The organism is Herpetosiphonaceae bacterium (genome assembly GCA_036374795.1).
GTDB lineage: Bacteria > Chloroflexota > Chloroflexia > Chloroflexales > Kallotenuaceae > LB3-1.
Genome location: DASUTC010000003.1, coordinates 59,380 through 76,802 on the forward strand (window position 1 = coordinate 59,380; position 17,423 = coordinate 76,802).

13 protein-coding genes are annotated in these 17,423 nt (G+C 61.8%); 1 reads left to right on the forward strand and 12 read right to left on the reverse strand.

Features of this window, described 5'->3' with window-relative positions; translation table 11 throughout:
* Positions 1-123: 123 nt before the first annotated feature.
* From VFZ66_00390 to VFZ66_00445, 12 genes are all read right to left on the reverse strand, one after another.
* Entirely contained in the window at positions 124-1,143 is a 1,020-nt protein-coding gene (locus VFZ66_00390; protein ID HEX6287610.1) for a methyltransferase domain-containing protein, read from the reverse strand.
* Between the two features lie 111 nt (positions 1,144-1,254).
* Positions 1,255-2,610 carry a putative glycoside hydrolase gene (locus tag VFZ66_00395; protein HEX6287611.1) on the reverse strand — a complete coding sequence of 452 codons (1,356 nt, stop codon included), beginning with the start codon at positions 2,608-2,610 and terminating at the stop codon, positions 1,255-1,257.
* A gap of 110 nt (positions 2,611-2,720) precedes the next feature.
* Positions 2,721-3,884, reverse strand: coding sequence for a glycosyltransferase family 4 protein (locus tag VFZ66_00400; GenBank protein ID HEX6287612.1), 1,164 nt, complete (start codon positions 3,882-3,884; stop codon positions 2,721-2,723).
* A gap of 49 nt (positions 3,885-3,933) precedes the next feature.
* Positions 3,934-5,427 carry a glycosyltransferase family 39 protein gene (locus VFZ66_00405; GenBank protein HEX6287613.1) on the reverse strand — a complete coding sequence of 498 codons (1,494 nt, stop codon included), beginning with the start codon at positions 5,425-5,427 and terminating at the stop codon, positions 3,934-3,936.
* A gap of 34 nt (positions 5,428-5,461) precedes the next feature.
* Positions 5,462-6,934 carry a lipopolysaccharide biosynthesis protein gene (locus VFZ66_00410; protein ID HEX6287614.1) on the reverse strand — a complete coding sequence of 491 codons (1,473 nt, stop codon included), beginning with the start codon at positions 6,932-6,934 and terminating at the stop codon, positions 5,462-5,464.
* A gap of 65 nt (positions 6,935-6,999) precedes the next feature.
* Positions 7,000-8,529, reverse strand: a complete 1,530-nt coding sequence (locus VFZ66_00415) for an O-antigen ligase family protein (GenBank protein HEX6287615.1) — start codon at positions 8,527-8,529, stop codon at positions 7,000-7,002.
* Between the two features lie 26 nt (positions 8,530-8,555).
* Positions 8,556-9,257, reverse strand: coding sequence for a hypothetical protein (locus VFZ66_00420; GenBank protein HEX6287616.1), 702 nt, complete (start codon positions 9,255-9,257; stop codon positions 8,556-8,558).
* Positions 9,258-9,624: 367 nt separating this feature from the next.
* The gene (locus tag VFZ66_00425; GenBank protein ID HEX6287617.1) at positions 9,625-11,814 is read right to left on the reverse strand and encodes a right-handed parallel beta-helix repeat-containing protein; all 2,190 of its coding nucleotides are present in this window, start codon (positions 11,812-11,814) and stop codon (positions 9,625-9,627) included.
* Positions 11,815-11,862: 48 nt separating this feature from the next.
* Positions 11,863-12,435: a hypothetical protein gene (locus VFZ66_00430; GenBank protein ID HEX6287618.1), complete on the reverse strand. Its 573-nt coding sequence runs from the start codon at positions 12,433-12,435 to the stop codon at positions 11,863-11,865.
* A 287-nt stretch (positions 12,436-12,722) separates the two neighbouring features.
* Positions 12,723-13,397, reverse strand: coding sequence for a Wzz/FepE/Etk N-terminal domain-containing protein (locus VFZ66_00435; GenBank protein HEX6287619.1), 675 nt, complete (start codon positions 13,395-13,397; stop codon positions 12,723-12,725).
* 42 nt (positions 13,398-13,439) lie between these two features.
* A complete protein-coding gene (locus VFZ66_00440; protein HEX6287620.1) occupies positions 13,440-14,132 on the reverse strand; it encodes a sugar transferase in 693 nt (230 codons plus the stop codon).
* 80 nt (positions 14,133-14,212) lie between these two features.
* Positions 14,213-15,154, reverse strand: coding sequence for a hypothetical protein (locus VFZ66_00445; protein ID HEX6287621.1), 942 nt, complete (start codon positions 15,152-15,154; stop codon positions 14,213-14,215).
* A gap of 506 nt (positions 15,155-15,660) precedes the next feature.
* On the opposite strand from VFZ66_00445, the gene VFZ66_00450 reads away from it, so the two are divergent.
* The gene (locus tag VFZ66_00450) at positions 15,661-17,073 is read left to right on the forward strand and encodes an MFS transporter (GenBank protein ID HEX6287622.1); all 1,413 of its coding nucleotides are present in this window, start codon (positions 15,661-15,663) and stop codon (positions 17,071-17,073) included.
* Positions 17,074-17,423 lie beyond the last annotated feature (350 nt).

Genomic DNA, 17,423 nt, shown 5'->3' on the forward strand with positions numbered 1-17,423 from the left:
TGCGGGTGCCCTCTGGGCATGGCACCCGGCATGGGCACCCGGCCTGGAGAGGGAGAGGCGCGGCAGCGCCGGGGGTGAGGGCCTCGAACTTGAAACTTTGAACCTTGAACGTTGAACTCCGTTCTAGCCCGCGCCCTTGTACAGCATGATCAGCTCTCGGTCAGACAGCACGGTGCCAGCTTTGCGACCGATGAAATAGTAGCCTGAGGCTGCGTCGAGCGTGCCAGCCTTATCGATCAGGTAGTAGTCAAAGTATTTCAGATAGAACGAGGTCAGTCTGGCGAACGCGCGAAGCGCGGCGCGGGCTGGCTTCCAGGTGGTGAAGCTCAGCAGAAAATACTGGTAGGTCCATGCCAGCGCCATGCCCGGCCCGCAGGTCGCGCCGCCGTCGACTTCCTCGAAGTTGCGAAAGAGCCGCCGATGGCCCAGATGGGTGAAGCGCGTAAAATCGTAACGTCGGCCATGCACCTGTTGAATAAACGGCGTTTCGGCGTACACGTAGCCGCCGTGCTTCAGCACGCGGTGGATTTCCTCGACGCAGCGGTGCGGGTCGACCACATGCTCAAGCACTGCCTGAGCGATCACTCCATCGAACGTCTCATCTTCAAACGGGATATCGTGGGCATCGGCGATCATCGCTGTGCGCGGGCCAAGCGCAACATCGCTCTCGACCAGCTCGATGCGCGGATCGAGCAGATGCTCCGCGCCCTGCCCAAGAATACCGCCGCCGATGATCAGCACTTTGGGCGCATCCGCCCGCTCAAGCAGCAGGCGGGCAAACTGCTGAAAGTTGCGCGCGCCCTTGATGTTGGCGCTGATCTTTGGAATGAACCTGCGGATCGTCTGGACAACCGGGCCATCCTGCTTGAAGTAGGTGGGCCGCAGGTTGATGAAATCCTGGGTCGAGAAAACGCTCGCGGCCTCGTTGATCAGCACGGGAACGCCATGCACGATCGGGAAGCTGCCGTCACACTCGGTATTGGTGCAGCGCAGCTGGCTGCCGACCAGATCGAGCGCGGCGCGGCAGACCGGGCAGCGCAGCCGCTGCTGCATCGCCGGGGAAAGCTTAATAGCCGAGGAGCCGTGTTGCTCATGTGCGCTCTGTGTCTGGCGTTTGTCGTGCTCTACCAATCGTTCAACCATGAAATACGCTCCTCGTACGTGCGCGATGACGATCCCTTGATCGACTGAACCTACGCCTTAAGCAACGCTGGAATCTTCCCAAAAGATGCGTTGCGGCTGCTGTGTCGACGCTCACGGCTCGCAAGGCCGCAGCTGGATCGAGCCGATCCGCGCTTCGGGATCGACCGTCACCCGCGCGCATTGGAAGTCGCGCAGCCAGAGGTGGCCCTGTTTGTAGCGCTTGCTCTTTGGCAGGCCCAGGTTGGTTTTGTATTCGGGATACCACCAGAGCGACTTGTAATCGTCGATATGGGTATAGCGAAACGCAGCGCGATTATCCTCGGTGGCGATGAGCAAAAATGATGCCAGACTGAAGTAGAGTTGATCGCCGTTGTCTTGCGCGCCCTGCCCAAACAGAACGACGCTTTTGCCGCGCGCCAGGGCCTTCTCGACGCGGCGCAGCATACGGTCCCACTCATCGGGCTTCGGCGCGCTGGTCGTGTCCCAGCCGGTGGCAAAATTTTCTTCCTGAAAGCCGTCCAGATGCGGCAGATAGTCGTCCCACTCGTGGTCGTCGTACTCGGCATTGATCATGTTGCCCCAGATCGGATAGCCGGGAAAGCTCTCCCGAATCTGGTCGATCAGCCCGATCACGGCCTTGCGAAACGCTTTGCTCGAATCAAATTCTTTGACCGTTCCGTCCTGATTGTCGGCCCTCGTGCGCAGATAATCCATCTCGACGGGCACGTTATCCAGGCAAAAGCCTTGCCATTTGGCTCCGGCCTGGCGTTTCATCTGCGACACCCAAAAGTCGCGAAAGCCTTTTGAGGCCGGATTCATGTAGTACTGGTAGGCATCGGTACCGTCCCAGTTCGTCTCCTTGCTGTACAGCCGCTCGCCTTTGCCGTTGTGCAAGAACCAGCTTTCATGGGAATGAACCAGCTCGCAGAAATCGTCGGTCCACATCGGGTTGTCGGGCACGGGCGTGTAATCGTTCTCGCACCGGTCGCGCTCGTTTTTGTACGGGCCTGGGCCGAGGATCTGGAACGTTACCATGTATTGCAGCAGCGGCCCGCGATAGCCGCGCTCCAGCACCGCCTGCCGCTCATCCTCCATGCCGTACTGCATGGTCAGCCAGCTCAGGTTTTCGGCCATAAACTCAGGCGTCACGTCGTTGCCTCTGAAGTATTGCAGCGCGATCGGCGGCGCCCACTCGCGCACTTCCGGATGCGTGACCGTGGGCTGCGGCTGCTCCGCGCTCGATGTCGCGACGGCAGGCTCCGGCTGCTCCGCGCTCGATGTCTCGGATGCCTGGGGCGCGGCTCCCGGCGCTTGCCCGCCTTGCCGATCTGTAGAAAGAGGATATTTAGTCAGCAGCACGACGATTGCCGCGATCAGCAGCAGTGGAATCAGGAACACGAACCAGCTTGTATCTGCGCCGGTTCGTCGTCGCATGTCATAGGTTGGTCGGATGGTTCTACGTCGCACGGTGTGTCTTCCTCTGCGTTGTGGCGATCATGCTCTGGCGATGCCTTCTTGATTCACGCGCCGCTGCGCCGGATCGGTATCGGCACGGCGCTACAGGACGAGCGACGCGCTTACCGGCCCGCGACCATGCTGGCGGACGGCGCGGCGATCTCGGCGGCCTGCTCGATGTACGGCGCCATGCGCGCGATCACATCGTCCCAGGTATTGCCCTGCGCGATCGTCGCGTGCGCCTGCCGCCCGAAGCGCTCAGCGCGCCGGGGATTGCCGAGCAGATCGATCAGTGCGGCGGCGAGGGCGGCGGGATCTTCCGCTGGCGTAACCAGGCCCGTCACACCGTGCGCGACGATCTCCGGCAGCGCACATCGATCGCTGACAACACACGGCAGCCCCTCGCCCATCGCCTCGGTGATGACATGGCCCCACGGCTCGAAGAGCGCGGGCAGCGTGAAGACGCTCGCCTGTGCGTACACCGCCCGCAGCGCCGCGCGATCGTCGATGCGACCGAGGCAGCGCACGCCGCCGGGCAGCCTGGCACGCAGCCGCTCCGGCCCGACGATCCAGAGCTGTGCCTCCGGCAGTTGCCGATGGACCTGCTCCCAGGCTTGCAGCAGCACGTGCCCGCCTTTGCGCTTGAAGTCGTAGCCGACGAAGAGCGCAACCGGCGCGTCGTATGCCTTCCCGTCGAGCGACGATCGGACGAAGTTCGCGCCGCCGCCGACGCGGATCACGCGCTCAGGCTCGCAGCCATAGTCGTCGATCATCGAGCGCCGCAGCCACTCGCTGCGCGGAAAAAGGAACGCCGCCTGTCGGTACGTGGCGCGCTCCATCGCGATCCACTCGTCGCGCTGCCGTCCTCGCAGCGGCGCCCAATCGGCGTAGTAGCGCTCGCTTAGCTGGTAGGTGTTGTCGGTATGCAGCACATACGGACGGCGCTTGGTGAGATCGCCGGGCGAGAACAGCGTATGCAACTGCACGATCAGATCGTACTGACCATCACAGCCTTGCAGGCGCCGTTCTGCCACGGCTGTGCGATGTTTGAACGCCCACGGATTGAGTCCAGCCCGAATCCGCCAGTAATCGCGATCGGGATGGATATGGCGTAGCTTGTTGTAGTACTGCTCCAGCATCGGCAGCCTTGGACGAATCACGTCGATCACACCAAAGCGGCGATCCAGCGCGGCGTACATGCCCGCGTTTTTTTCGCGGGCTTGCGCGCGGAAGTTGCCGATGCGATCCATCGTTATGCCCAGGATGCGAATGTGGCTCGTTGTCATGTTTCGGCCCTGCTCAACGGTTCGAGTTCAAAGGTTCGCGTTCAGGCCCTCACCCCCGGCGCTGCCGCGCCTCCCCCTCTCCCATTACGATAGGCGAGGGGGAAGGAAACGTGGGGGCCACCCCCACACCCCCGGCCTGACGGCCCATTGTTCCTTTGTTTTCCACTCCCACACCCACGATCTTTGCCTTGATCGGTTCGTAGAGCGCCGTCAGCCCCGCTCCCGCCAGAATCGCCAGGAAGGGCACGATCGGGATGCGGAAGCGGCTATTGGCCTCGCCGCCAGCCGACAGGCCGATGAAGTAGGCGAGCAGCAGGACAAGCAGCGCCAGCAGCAGCCAGTGCCGCTCGCGCCACAGCCTGACGGTGCCGAGCGCAGCGCCGAGATACAGGATCGCCAGCAGCAGCGTGCTCCACAGCAGCACCAATTGCTGCACCAGCGTCATACTGCCGAGCTTGCCCAGGGCCTTATCGATCACGCCCGGATCGTTCATCGAGGAGCGGCCCGGAAAACAATCGAGCGCGGTGCTCTGCAAGTCGAGCTGCGTGCAGGTGATGGTATAGCCGGGATCGACCAGCAGGCGGCCCACGCCCCTGGCTAACATCTTGACCGTCAGGCCGGGATAGCGCTGGAAGATCTTGAGCGCTTCCTGGCGCTGAAGTGCGACTGTCTCGGCAGGTGAAAGATTGCGCGCGGTGGCCTCCTGCTCGATGCGCTGCTCCAGCGCCTTCCAGGCTTCCTCCTGGCTCCGGCCCTCCGCATCCGCCAGCACGGCGCGAGCGCGATAGTAGAGCAGGTTGGTATCACTGATGGTGGACAGCGTAAAGATGCCCGCCTCGCGGTAGTTCCGCACGGCCCAGGTGTAGGTGAGCGCGAGACTTGCCACCACAAACACGACTCCTGCCGCCGCTGCCGCGCGTCGCTGTCCGTGCGCCGCAGCCAGCGGGAACAGGGGCAGCAGCGCCAGCGGTAGGAACTGGCTGATCGGGCGGGTCAGCGACGTGAGCGCGATCAGCACCGTCGCCAGCGCCAGCCAGCGGAGCGCATGGGTCTTCCAGTAGCGCGCCAGCGCCCAGATGCACCCGACCAGCAGCAGCGTGAAGAGCGTCTCGGTCAGCAGGTGGTTGGCCGTCATGATCGATAACGGATCGACCGCCACGATCAGCGCCGCGAGCACGCCCACCCGCGACGACAGGCCAAGCTCGCGGGCCAGGCCATACGTCAGCAGCGCCGTCACGCTGCCGAGCAGAATCTGAAGCAGGATCGCTGCGGCAGGAGTATGCCCCGCGACGGCAAACACGCCCGCGAGCATGGCCGGATAGACCGGCGTGCGATCCAGATCGGGCGTGAGCGGCGGGGCCTTTTCGCTGGCGAAGACGCCGTAGCGCAGCAGGTTCATCGCGCGCCGATCGTAGCCGTCCGAGTCGTAGGTGTAGAACTTGCGCGGCTCGTGCGCAATATACGCAAACACGAAGAGCCGCAGCAGGATAGCGATCACAAAGATCGAGGCGATCGTTCCTAAATGTAGCCGGGGGGGCTTCATGCTACGTTGCTCCTTCTCAAGCTGTATCTCGGCCTCACGATGATTTGCCGATCGCGGGCTGCGTCGGTCGTACGAGCTGCACGATCGACCGCAGGCTGTCCAGCAGCAGCTTGCGCTCGGTCATCCACAGCACAGCCGCGTAGCTCACGATGCCCACGACGATCGCGCCGATGAGTCCCAGCAGGTCCCATCCGCGCGGCGTGCTGACGACGACCGTCCAGACGGCAGCGCCCATCACCAGCGCGCCCAGCAGCGCCGACCGGAGCTGCTGCCAGATCGCGGCGGGCGTGACCTTCAAGACACGCACGCTGATGCCCAGGTCGAGCGCCACGCTGAAGAGCGCCACGCCGATCTGGCCCAGCGCGACCGCCACAAAGCCGTAGGGCACGGTCAGCCAGACCACGAGCAGCAGCACGGCCAGCTTGGCGATCATCTCTTTGTTGACAATATCGGGCCGTCCGATCGCTTTGAAGAGGTGGCCGCTGTTGAACGAGAGCGTGCTGAGCCCGGCGCGTAGCGCCAGCAGCGCCAGGGCCGGGATCATCAGCAGCCACTCCGCGCCGAAGAAGATGCTGACAAAGAACGGCGCGATAGCCGCCAGGCCGATGCTGACCGGCAGCGTGATCAGCGAGATATAGCGCAGCGTCGTCAAAAAGCCCCGGCGCAGCGCGTGATGATCGTGGCTCAGCTTGGCGTATGATGGAAAGAGCACCCGCCCGGCCACGATGCACATATTGATGATCAGCAGGTCCGAGATGCGAAACGCCGTCTGGTACAGGCCCAGCTCAGTCTTGCCCAGGTAGCGCCCGACCATCACATAATCTGCGGTTGACCAGAAGACCGCCAGGATCTCGATGCCGAGGATTTGCAGGCCGTAGCTCAACATCTGCTTGCCCAGCCGGGTATCCCACAGCAGGCGCGGCTGCCACGGCTGCACGATCCACAGCGCAATCGTCGCCGCGAATGCGCTGAGTACCTGGCCCCAGATCAGGCTCCACGGCCCGAAGCCCAGCAGCGCCAGGCCGATCGCGCCGAATCCCTTAGCAAAGTTGCGGCTCAGGTCGGGCAGGAGCTTGCGCCGAAACTCAAGCTCCTTGCTCAGCAGCGCCATGTGGACGTTGCCGAACGATTGGATCAGCAGTGTAACGGCCAGCACCCGCAGCATCGGCACCGCGCCCGGCTCGCCGAAGTACGCCCCCACGAAGGGCGCGAGCAGCGTCGCCAGGCCCCAGAGCACGATGCCCATTGCCACGCTGATGCTGAAGGCCACCTGCGCGGCGCGCTCGACATCATCGCGCTGGTAGATCAGCGCCGCCGCGATGCCCAGATCGCCGATCGCATCAAGATAGGTGATCGCCAGCAGCGCAATCGCCACCTGTCCGAACTGATCCGGCCCCAGTCCCAGCCGCGCTAGGATGATCGTGCTAATAAATGTAAGAAATTTGCCGCCCGCAAAGGAGACGTAATTCCAAAACACGCCCTGAGCGGTTTTCTTTCCAAGACTCATGCTTTATTCCGAAGCTCACTATGTTCGAGTTCAAAGTTCAATCCAGAGATCGGGGGTCAGGACGTTCAGGGCTTCCTTTGTTCCCTTGTTCCCTTGTTCCCTTGTTCCTTCGTTTTGTTCTTTGTTTGTTCTTTCGTCGCGATCAGCGCAAACGCTACTGCCAGACTGACCTGAAGCCATAGGAAGCGCGAGTACAGGCCGTGCAAGAAGGCTGCCGAGATGAGGTAGCCCACCAGCCCGATCTGGAGCGCTACCGCTAGCCTGGACAGCCGGTAGTCGCCGCTCAGCGCAAAGAGCCGCTGGGCAAGGCGCAGGCGGCTGAACGCGAGCACCAGGATGCCCAGGATGACGCTCAGCCCGATCAGGCCATGCTCGGCTGCGATCTCAAGGTAGTAGTTATGCGGCGGCCCAAAGCTGGTCGCAATGGCGACGCCCCGCTCGTTGACGTACTCGTCGTAAAGCTCGGTGAAGTTCCAGGCTCCCACGCCCAAGATCGGATGATCGATGAACATATCGAAGGCGATACCAAGCTGAATCGAGCGCATCCGATATGATGCCTCGCTGTTGAAGCCCTGGTCCTCGATATTGACCGTATCGCCGCTGGGCAGGAGATTTTGCAAGGTTTGAAAGCGTGCGCTAAACTCAGGCGGCGCGATCCACAACAGCACGCCTACCAGCGCCACGATCGGCAGTATATAGCGTGGATTGAGCCGAATGTGCAGCGCGAATAACGCCAGCGTCACGGCCAGCGCCACATACGAGCTGCGCGAAAAGCTCAGCCCAATGCCAGCCAGACAGGCAACCGTCGCGTAGGCCGCAAAGCAGCGCGCAAAGAGCGACCGTCCGTAGATGATCGCCCACAGCCCGATCGGCACCAGAGTCAAGAGCTGCTGCCCGAAGGCCAGCGGCTCGCCTGTGGAGCCGCCCGCCCGTGGTCGGTTGGCAATGCCGTCGGCGATCTGCGCGACCTCCGTGCGCACCAGCCCGCCAAAATCCGATCTGTAGTTGTGGGTGATCTCCTGGTACATCGTGAGCGTTCCCAGCAGCGCGCCCACGGCCAGCAGGAGCCAGATGCAGCGCTCAAGGTTTTTCTTCGACGTGATCAGGTTGATCAATACGAGGTAGAGCACAAGATCCTTGGCAAAATCGTTGAGCAACTGAAGCACGCGCGCCGGAGATCGGGCGTACCACAACCCTACGCCGATCACGATCAGATAGGCCAGCATCCACCACGTGGTTGTATCGGACACGAAGCCCGTGCGCCGCCCGGTGAAGCGCCGGACGATCAGCGTCAACGCCAGGAGTCCGGCCAGCGGCTTGGTGAGCGATGGGATGCCATAGGATCGATTGGCGGCCTCCGACAAGTAGCCCCAGGTGATACCGATCAGCGCAATCGCCGCCAGCTCCGGCTTGAACAGCGCGGCAAAGGCAATCGCAGCCGCGATCGGCACCGCGACCAGCCAGAGCCCGGAAACGGAGTACGCCAATGCTACGCCATATGCCACGCTGATCAGCGTTGTCGCCAGCGCCAGCGTCATCGGTCGCTGCGCCAGATCCAGCACATTCCTTTTCGAGAGCACCGGTGTCATACTCATATCTTCGTACCCTGATCCTGGCGGCTCTAGCGTCGATCGAGCGCCGCTGCTCGCGCTTTTGGCAGCGCAGGCTGCACGCTCTGCCAGACAACCGCCGCAATCTCGTTAGGATCGGCCACTCCGTCAAGAACTTCGAGCTTGAAGGTGCCGACGATTGTGCGATACAGCGGAATCCGTCGCTCCAAGAAAAGAATATCCGGCACATCATCTTTGCGGCTGAACGCGACATCCGCCGGAACGTCGATAAAAAACCACTTGTTGGGCTGCGGCACCCAGTAGAGCCGTGCAAGACGAAGCTGGCGTGTGAGATCCTCCGGACTCGTGTTGCACAGCACCGCGATATTCACCAGTCGATCGTAGATGTAGCGATCACAGACAACGATGCGTCCGCCGATCAGATGCGGCACAATTGTCGTCCAGATCTCAGCCATATGTTCCAGCAGCGAGAGATGCAGCCAGGCCGTCCGAACCAGGCGGCGCTTGAAAACGCGCTGTGTGAACGACAGATAGGCGCGATAGGGTGTGCTTGTCTCGCTTGTGGCTGGGACCGCTGATGCTCGGCGGCGCAGGAGCGATTTGCTTACGCGGGCCAGCAGCCGCGTAAGCGGCCCGGTACCTCCGCTCCACACATACACCGCCGGGTAGCCTGAGGCGTTGAGCCGATCGACGAGCTGATGCGCCTGAAGACTTTTGCCTGATCCGTCGATTCCGTTGAAGCAAATCAGCATCGAAACAATACCTTTGTATCCTGGTTGCCCACGCTATCAACAGCGTATCCGCACGCTATCCACACCACTGTATCCTGGTTGCCCACGCTATCAACAGCGTATCCGCACGCTATCCACACGATCTCCTGAATGTCGCTGATCATCAGCGGCAGGAGCGTTGTGCAAGACGCTCCTGCCGCTCCTCCTACCATACACAACGCAGCGGAGCTGCCAGACGGTACGCGATGCTCCTATTTCGTTAAGCCCTGGAGCGGCGCGTGTGCCGTCGCGCGACTCGACTGATCGAGATGCCCCGACGATCCGGGGCTGCGCAAACGGGCTTGCGACCGCTTGAGCCACGCGGATCGTCGGGGCGCGCACCGCAGCCTTAGCGGCGCACCATCGGGAACCAGGCGCGGCGCGGCCACTGCGGGCGCGGGGTGGGCGATGGGCTGGGCGATGGGCTGGGCGAGAGACATGGATCGGGCGTGACGGGCGCGCCGACGGTGATGTTGGTGCTGAACTGCGACGTGTTGCTCCTGGTATCGGTGGTTGTCGCCGTCACGATCTTGCCGACCGAGAGCGCACCCGTGCAGATCGCAATCGAGAAGTTGCCGCTCCCGTCCGTCTTGCCGTTCGCGACATAGGTCTTGCCCTCGCCGGCGTTATCGCCGCTGGGATCGCTCGTCGTGGTTTTATCGGCGATAAAGACCTCGATCGTGCAGTTGGCGCAGGCGGCACCAGAGCGCAGCCGGGCGGTACCCCGCACCCGATTCGTAGCCGCGCTGCTGATCGTGGGCTGCGGAAGGCGCTCGTTGGGATAGCTTGCCGTGTCGTCGTGCCTTTCGAGCACAATCCCATCACCCTCAACATCGTCCTCTTCGGTGTTGCCGTTGTTGTACATCGAGTTCTGGCTGATGGTGTTGAAATAGGTCTGGCCGACACCACCATGATCGGAGTCGGATGTGTTCTTGAGCACCACGGCATCACCGGCATGATTGGCGATGATATTGCTCTTGATCAGATTATGCTGGCTGCCGCCCATAATCACGATGCCGCTGCGCTCGTAGTAGGGATCGACCAGTGAGGTCCGACCGTTGGGGATTGGCGTCACGCCGTCGGGGCCGACGCCGATCTTGTTGCCGATGACCTGGTTGCGCGTGGCGAGGACGAAGAAGAAGACGCCGCTGGTGCCGTTACCGGCGATGACGTTGTTATAGGCGTAGTTCGAGTCGACGGCATCTTCAAAGGTTATGCCGCTGCCACCGTTCGGCACGGCTTTGCTGCCGTCGGCGCTGAGGCCAAAGTAGTTGCCGATCACCGAGTTGAACTGCGTATCTGTGCCGTGCGAGATCTCGATGCCCTCCGAGTAGTTGCCGCTGATCACATTGCCCTCGCCGGGATTGTTCCCACCAAGCACGTTGTGCTGCGGCCCCATCTCGAAATCTACCGCGTCGGTAGCATTGCGCAGCGGCGTTTTACCGTCCTGCTTCAGGCCGATGTAGTTGCCGATGATCCGGTTATTGTTGGCGTGGCCCTGGATCTTGATGCCGTCCTTGCGGTTGCCGGCAATAATATTGCGCTGCGCTGGCTCCGTCCCGCCGATGATATTGAACGCCGCGCCACTGGTTTCGGTGCCTTGAATACGCAGCCCTTCGTGATGATCCTCACCCCACGGCGAAGTCGTTTCGTACCTGAAGGTGTTGGCGGCGTTGGTGCCCAGAAAGTTGCCCTCGATGCGATTATTGCTGGAGGGCCAGTACGACAAGATCATCTGGAAGTCCCAGTTGTAGATCGCAAGACCCCGGACGATGTTCTTGCCTGTGTCGATCTCAAGACCGTTCACGTCCTGCCGCTGGTTGCCCTTCAGCTCGATCTTGATCACCGCGTTGCCGCCGTTGGGATCGTGCAGACCGCGTGTGTTGGGCGACGCGCCGCACTGGGTATAGCCGTCGATGGTCATGCCGTCGCCATACTGATCGTCGATCTCGTAGCCCGTGGTCGCGTCAGCGGGCGCTTCGATCGTCACCAGGCTGGGACATGAGCCGTCGCCGTTGAGGATATTAAAGGCGATCAGCTCGCGGCCACTGCGGTTGTTGGCCTGCTCGATCGCCGCCCGCAGCGTGCAGCTACCGACCACCGTCGCGCACACGCCGTCGGCCAGGTTGGCGTCGCTCTCGTAGCCGGTGGAGTTGACGGTAAAGGTCGCTTCCGGCCCGGCGTTGATGCTGGCCTCGTCCCGATCGGGCACCGCCACTCGCGCATCGGTCGATGTGCCCCAGTGGGCGAGAACCTGTTGCAGATCGGCGATGTCGATACAGCCGCTGCCGTTCACGTCGCGGCTGGCAAGCTCCTGCGTGATACACGACCCGCGCTCCTCGACACTGGTCCAGGCGCGCATCACCTTCGCCGCATCTGCATCGTCGATCAGTTGATTACGGGTGAGATCAAGCCGTACATCGCCGATCAACGGCTCTTGCGCGGTGATCTCCGCCGGTGGAACAGCAGCTACGGTCAGGCTGAGGCTGAGGCTCGCCATCGCGCTCCAGCGCAGCCAGGTACTAGCAGAGAGTGGCATACATCTCCTCGTTCGGCTCCTTGAAGGTCTGATGCGTATCCGGCGTTACTACTGCGCTGTCACGTCCAGCACGGCGTTCGTCGTCGTCACGGCAAGCAGGCTGCCCTGCGGATCGACCAGCTTTACGCCGTCCAGCGAGAGGGCATATCGGCCCGGCTGATCGGTATAAAACACGAGCGTTCCCAGTACTGCCCGCCCGTCGATACCTCGATTGATGCGCGCGGCACGCGCGTGCCGAGTATCGTGGCAGTTCGCGACGGGGCACGTCGCCGCCGCCAGGCTAACCGCGCCTTCGCGCAGGACCGGCTGGAGCGCGAGCAGATCGCGCCCTGTGCCTTCCAGCTCTGCGGCTGCCGATGCATCGACCAATCGGAGGTTGCTGGAGTCGAACTGTACCCGCGCCTGGAAGCCCGCCAGATTGCGCGCGCCGGTTACGACCAGCCGCACAGTGATCGCCTCGCCGACCCTGGCCGAGCGCGCCGGCTCAAGCGAGATGGTTGTCACCTGCGATGTGCTGGCAGCCGCTCGCTGGTTGAACAGAGTCATCCCAACCAGGATGACCGCAGCGATGACAACGAGGACTCCTGCGTAGAGCAGCCGTTGTGCGAGCGTTCTCAACATGTACTCCTCCTAGGCCCAATCTGTCTAATCCAGCCAGCGGCTCCGCCCCGATGAGCAGAGCTACGACGCCAGCACTCCAAATAGATCGACAGTGCCTGATGCACTGTCTTGGGTGTTGGTATATAAGCTACAAAAAGAACAGGCGGAGAACCAAGAACCAAGCACCAAAGCACAAAGCACAAAGAGCCGGGTTCCCTCTGGGCGAACAAAGCACAAAGCACAAAGCGAAACCTTGAACGTTGAGCTCGAAACATTGAACATTGAACGTTGAACGTTGAACCTGGCCGCTAACGGGTAAACAATTGTTGGGTTTTTCCGCCGTTTGTGCGCGCGTCCACCGTATCAGTCTCATCCGGCACGTCGGCGCTGGCTGGTACCCGCATGCGCTGGAGCACGTGTCCCAGCAGCGCAAAGCCGATGCCTAGCGCGAGGCCAAAGAGCGCGCCCAGCGTGATCGTGCGCGTCGGCTGTGGCTCGACGGGTGTTGTCGGCGGCGCGGCGCGATCGGTGATCACCATTTGCAGCACTTTTTCCGGCAATTCCTTGCGCAACTGCTCGGCGACCGTATTCGCAATTGCCGCCGCATAGGTCGGCTCGGTGCTGCGCGCGCTGATCTCGATCAGATTCGTCTCAGGGATCACAATCGCCGCGATGTCGGCGTCCTTGACGACCTCAAGCTGAATGCCCAGCGTGCTCGCCACCTGCTCTTGCATCGAGCTGCCCATCGCGTTGCGCGCTACCGTATTGATCGTGGTGCGGCGCTCAAGCGAGTTCTGCGCATCAATAATCTGGCGCGGATCGTCTAACAGACCGCTAGGCCGCAGCTCGACGGTTGTCGTCGCGCGATAGACCGGCGCTTGCAGCGACACGGCGTAGGCCGCGCTGCCTACCGTAACCAGCACCGCCAGCAAAATCAGCCACCATCCGCGTAAGAGAACCCTGAAAAAGGTATCGAGATCCATCTATCGTCTGCGCTCCTTCTAAACAATCGGCTGGCTGCCGCGCTAGTACGCGCCGCGTCCCTGGATCACCACCAGAACGGTCCGCAGCAGGATCACGATGTCGAACAGGATGCTCTGCCGCTCGATATAGGCAATATCCAGCCGCAGCCGATCGTCGAGCTCGGTTTCGGCCCGCCCTTCGATCTGCCAGAGCCCGGTCAAACCCTGCGGCACGTCCAGACGCTCGGTATGCCAAGAGATATACAGATCTTTGCCGAAGATCGTCGGGCGCGGGCCGACCAGGCTCATATCGCCGAGGATCACATTGATCAACTGCGGCAGCTCGTCCATGCTGGTTTTGCGCAGGATTTTGCCAACCCGCGTGATCCGTGGGTCGTTCTTGATTTTGAAGTCGGGCCACTGTAGCTCGTTCAGATGCATCAGGTCTTGCAGCATCGCCTCGGCGTTCGGCACCATCGTGCGGAATTTGTACATGCCAAAGCGACGCCCGCCCTGGGCCGTGCGCTGCTGGCGGTAGAAGATCGGGCCGCCCGGCGATTCGATCTTGATCAGCAGGGCGATGATGCCGAAAATGATCAACAGGAACGGCAATGCCAGCCCACACAGGAACAGGTCCATCGCTCGTTTCAGACGCAGATATGCCTTGCCCCGAATCAGGCGGCGATTGGGATCGAAGTGTTCGTACCATGCGATAGGCTGCGTCTCTTTACGAACGGTTAGCTGGGGTAATGCCATTACTCTGCTCCTCTAAATGCGTTCCCTGATGTGTTGAATAGCTCACTGCCGCGCTGCACTGGCGAGATCGGCAGTGCTCCCTAGACCCTTTGCGCTTCGACACCAGTCTCAAGCACGGCTGCGCTGTCGATCACCGGCAGCTTCTCTGTCGTCGAGTCGCGCCCGTCGAGTGTCTCTAAGCTACGCCGCTCGGCTCCATGCAGATGCAAATCTTGCTCGGCCTGGAAGAGCAGTTCTTCAAACGTCACGCCCTGATCCGGAAAGCTGGCTACTCCGGAGCGTAGCGAGATGCCGAGGCGCCGTTGAGCCTGTTCGTTCAGCCGCGTGATGATGGAATCAGTCTGCTGCTTATGCATTTCTGGTGCCACCAAGACCAACCGCCCCTCGTTTGCCTGGTCTAAAACAAAATCGGTGCGGCGAAGCGTGCGCGCCACCAGTCGCGACAGCGCCATCAGGCTATAGCGCCTGGCAAGCAGCCGCTGAATCTCTTGGGCGGTCGCCTGTAGGTTGACCTGCGAGCCGTTTCCATCCGCTTCGATCAGCACAATGCTCAGTGGGCGATTCACGCGCCGTGTGTACTGCATCTCGCGCTTGATGATGCTGTCGGCCTCGTGCATATCGTAGACGCGCCCCTCGGTATCGGTGAAGACCAGGCTGCGCACGGTGTCGATAAAATCTGCGCTGAGCCGCCCCACCTGATGCGCCAGCGTCGCCGTTACAAGGATCGAGGCCAGCTCGAAGAGCGATAGATAGGTATAGCCGCCGCCCCAGTTCGGTCGATCGTTGATCGACGAGGCCACGATGAACGCGATCAGCGCGATGCTTTGCACGAGCCAGGTCGACCGTCGCCGCCACTGCGGCAGCATCAGCCCGACGACGACCATCAGCGCGGCTGCCAGATAGACGCTGTATGAGATATTAAATACATCCGGCTTGCCGATATTAAGATCGAGTCGCTCGATATTGAACAGAAACGATAACCACAGTACAAGAGCTAGAATGTAGCGATTAAGACGAAGCATACTCCCCACCTTCTTCTACGGTATACATGTCCGATACTGTTCATTATCTATTTCTGTCAGCTCAATTATTGCCTGCACGTAATCGTTCAGACCCTTAATCGCGACATAGCGTTACGAGCCACCGCTGTGACCAACCTTGGCCGTCTGAAAGCGCCCGGTTTGTAGAGCGAATGGCTCAGTGAGTCGAGTGTGGAGATGGGTAGATGCCACCACGACGTGCCACACAAGGGGCGCTCTTCCGCAGCCTGGCGGTGAGCTAACGAACTGGTACGCGATTGGTCCTGATCGTGTACTCAGTACTTTTGCTGAATTATGCATAGTACTGTACATACTACAACGCCCCAGAGTGCCCAAAGTTACGGTTTCAAAGGTTTTTGGTATCGCAGCCTGGCCCACGCGGCAATCGAACGGGCAGCCGGGCGACAGCGGCGCAAGATTGCTGCCGACATAGGACCATCGGCGCATCGGGTGACCTGCTATAATCGGGATTCTTCAGGAGGATACACGTGCGGCGGATCTATACGGTGATCTTGTTTGTGGTGATGGCGAGTATCGATAACACGGTGCTGGCGCTGCTGCCAGCGCAGACCTCACGCATCGGCATGGAGCTGAACGTCGGAAGTCAGTCGCTCGGCTGGGTGATCGGGCTGAATCGCGTGGCGCTGGCGATCACGGCGGTCTTCTGGGGCTATCGCAGCGATCAAAGCGACCGCCGCCGCCTGATGATCCTCGGCACGCTGACCTGGGTGATACCCATCGCGCTGGTGACGCTCAGCCGCTCCTACATGCAGTTCTTTATGCTGATGCTGGCGGCTGGGCTGGGCCTTGGCTGTATCTCAACCGTCGGGTACAGCGTGATCACCGACATGGTCAGGCCGCGCTGGCGCGGGGTGATGCTTGGCCTCTGGGGCCTGGCGCAGGGCATCGGCACCCTGGGCGGCGGCCTGCTGATCGGCCTGCTGCCCACCGAGACACCCTGGTACACGCCCTTCGGCGTGCTGGCGGTGGTTGGCGCGCTCTGCTCTGGCCTGGCGCTCTTCACTGTCTCGCCGCGTAAGGGAGAGGCCGAAGAAGCGCTCCGCGACCTGTCCGAGCGCGGCATCGCCTACGACTACCGCATCCAGTTTGCCGATCTGCCGCTGATCCTGGCGAAGCCCAGCAACCGCTGGCTGATGCTGCAAGGCTTTCTCGCGCAGTTTGCTTTTGGCGCGTTCTCGCTCTTACCGGCGCTGCTCGCGGCCCGACTGATCGTGCAGGGTCTTGACGTGCCGCGCGCAACTGCGGTGGCGGCGCTGCTGGTCGTGGTCTTTCAGATCGGCGGCGTGATCTCGATCGGCTGGGGCTGGCTCGGCGATCGTTTGCAGCAGCGCTACCCGCGTGCCCGCGCGCTGCTGGCCGCGTACGGCTTCTGGCTGGCGCTACCGTGCTATATCACGCTGTTCTGGATTCCGCTGCCGCTCATGGGCAGTGTGGACGGCTCCGCGCGCAGCATTGTGGGCGCGCAGCTTGGGCAGAATCCCTGGTTCTGGATGGCGCTGCTGGCCTCGACGCTGGCGGTCGTCTTCCAGGCGACCAACGCGCCGAACTGGTTTGCGCTGGTCAGCGAGGTCAACGTGCCGGAGCATCGCGGCACCGCGTTCAGCTTCATCAACCTGGCGAACAACATCGGCGCGGCGATCGGCGTGATTCTGGTCAGCACTACCTTCGAGCGGCTTAAGGAGTTGGTGCCATCGCCGACCAACTACGCGATCGGCCTGACGATCTTTCAGTTCTTCTTTCTTCCGGCTGGGCTGTGCTTCTGGCTGGCGGCTCGCTCCACGCCCCGCGATAGCGCGGCAGTGCAGGCAGTGCTGGAAGGCCGCGCGGCACAGGCGATCTCGGCCACGGCGCGGGAAGATGCCCCGTTGCCTGCGGTGTAGCTCGGCGTAAGGCTGGGGGTGTGGGGGAACGAACAAAGAACTAAGAACCAAGGGATCGGAACTTGGAACTTGAAACTTGGAACTTGAAACTTGGATGCGTTCTTCCCACGCGAGGCGTCCAAACAGGGACGCGATCCCTGGAGTGATGGTCGGCTCTAACCAACCACCACACCAAAGATCGCACCGGGCGGTCTACCGCACGCTCCACGCTGCCTGCAACTCTATCGGAGGGGGCGCTATTGACGCCACGCCTCGATGTAGTTGAGGTTGAACCCATCCGACTCGGCGACGACGCGGACGGTGTGCGGGCCAGCCGTCACCGGAATCCAGTCGGTCCAGACATGGGTCCA

Bases quoted from the DNA above. Each gene is read 5' to 3' on its own strand.
- VFZ66_00415 (HEX6287615.1), bottom strand. From the start codon at position 8,529: ATGAGTATGACACCGGTGCTCTCGAAAAGGAATGTGCTGGATCTGGCG.
- VFZ66_00410 (HEX6287614.1), bottom strand. From the start codon at position 6,934: ATGAGTCTTGGAAAGAAAACCGCTCAGGGCGTGTTTTGGAATTACGTC.
- VFZ66_00390 (HEX6287610.1), bottom strand. From the start codon at position 1,143: ATGGTTGAACGATTGGTAGAGCACGACAAACGCCAGACACAGAGCGCA.
- VFZ66_00420 (HEX6287616.1), bottom strand. From the start codon at position 9,257: ATGCTGATTTGCTTCAACGGAATCGACGGATCAGGCAAAAGTCTTCAG.
- VFZ66_00440 (HEX6287620.1), bottom strand. From the start codon at position 14,132: ATGGCATTACCCCAGCTAACCGTTCGTAAAGAGACGCAGCCTATCGCA.
- VFZ66_00405 (HEX6287613.1), bottom strand. From the start codon at position 5,427: ATGAAGCCCCCCCGGCTACATTTAGGAACGATCGCCTCGATCTTTGTG.
- VFZ66_00430 (HEX6287618.1), bottom strand. From the start codon at position 12,435: ATGTTGAGAACGCTCGCACAACGGCTGCTCTACGCAGGAGTCCTCGTT.
- VFZ66_00435 (HEX6287619.1), bottom strand. From the start codon at position 13,397: ATGGATCTCGATACCTTTTTCAGGGTTCTCTTACGCGGATGGTGGCTG.
- VFZ66_00400 (HEX6287612.1), bottom strand. From the start codon at position 3,884: ATGACAACGAGCCACATTCGCATCCTGGGCATAACGATGGATCGCATC.
- VFZ66_00425 (HEX6287617.1), bottom strand. From the start codon at position 11,814: ATGCCACTCTCTGCTAGTACCTGGCTGCGCTGGAGCGCGATGGCGAGC.
- VFZ66_00445 (HEX6287621.1), bottom strand. From the start codon at position 15,154: ATGCTTCGTCTTAATCGCTACATTCTAGCTCTTGTACTGTGGTTATCG.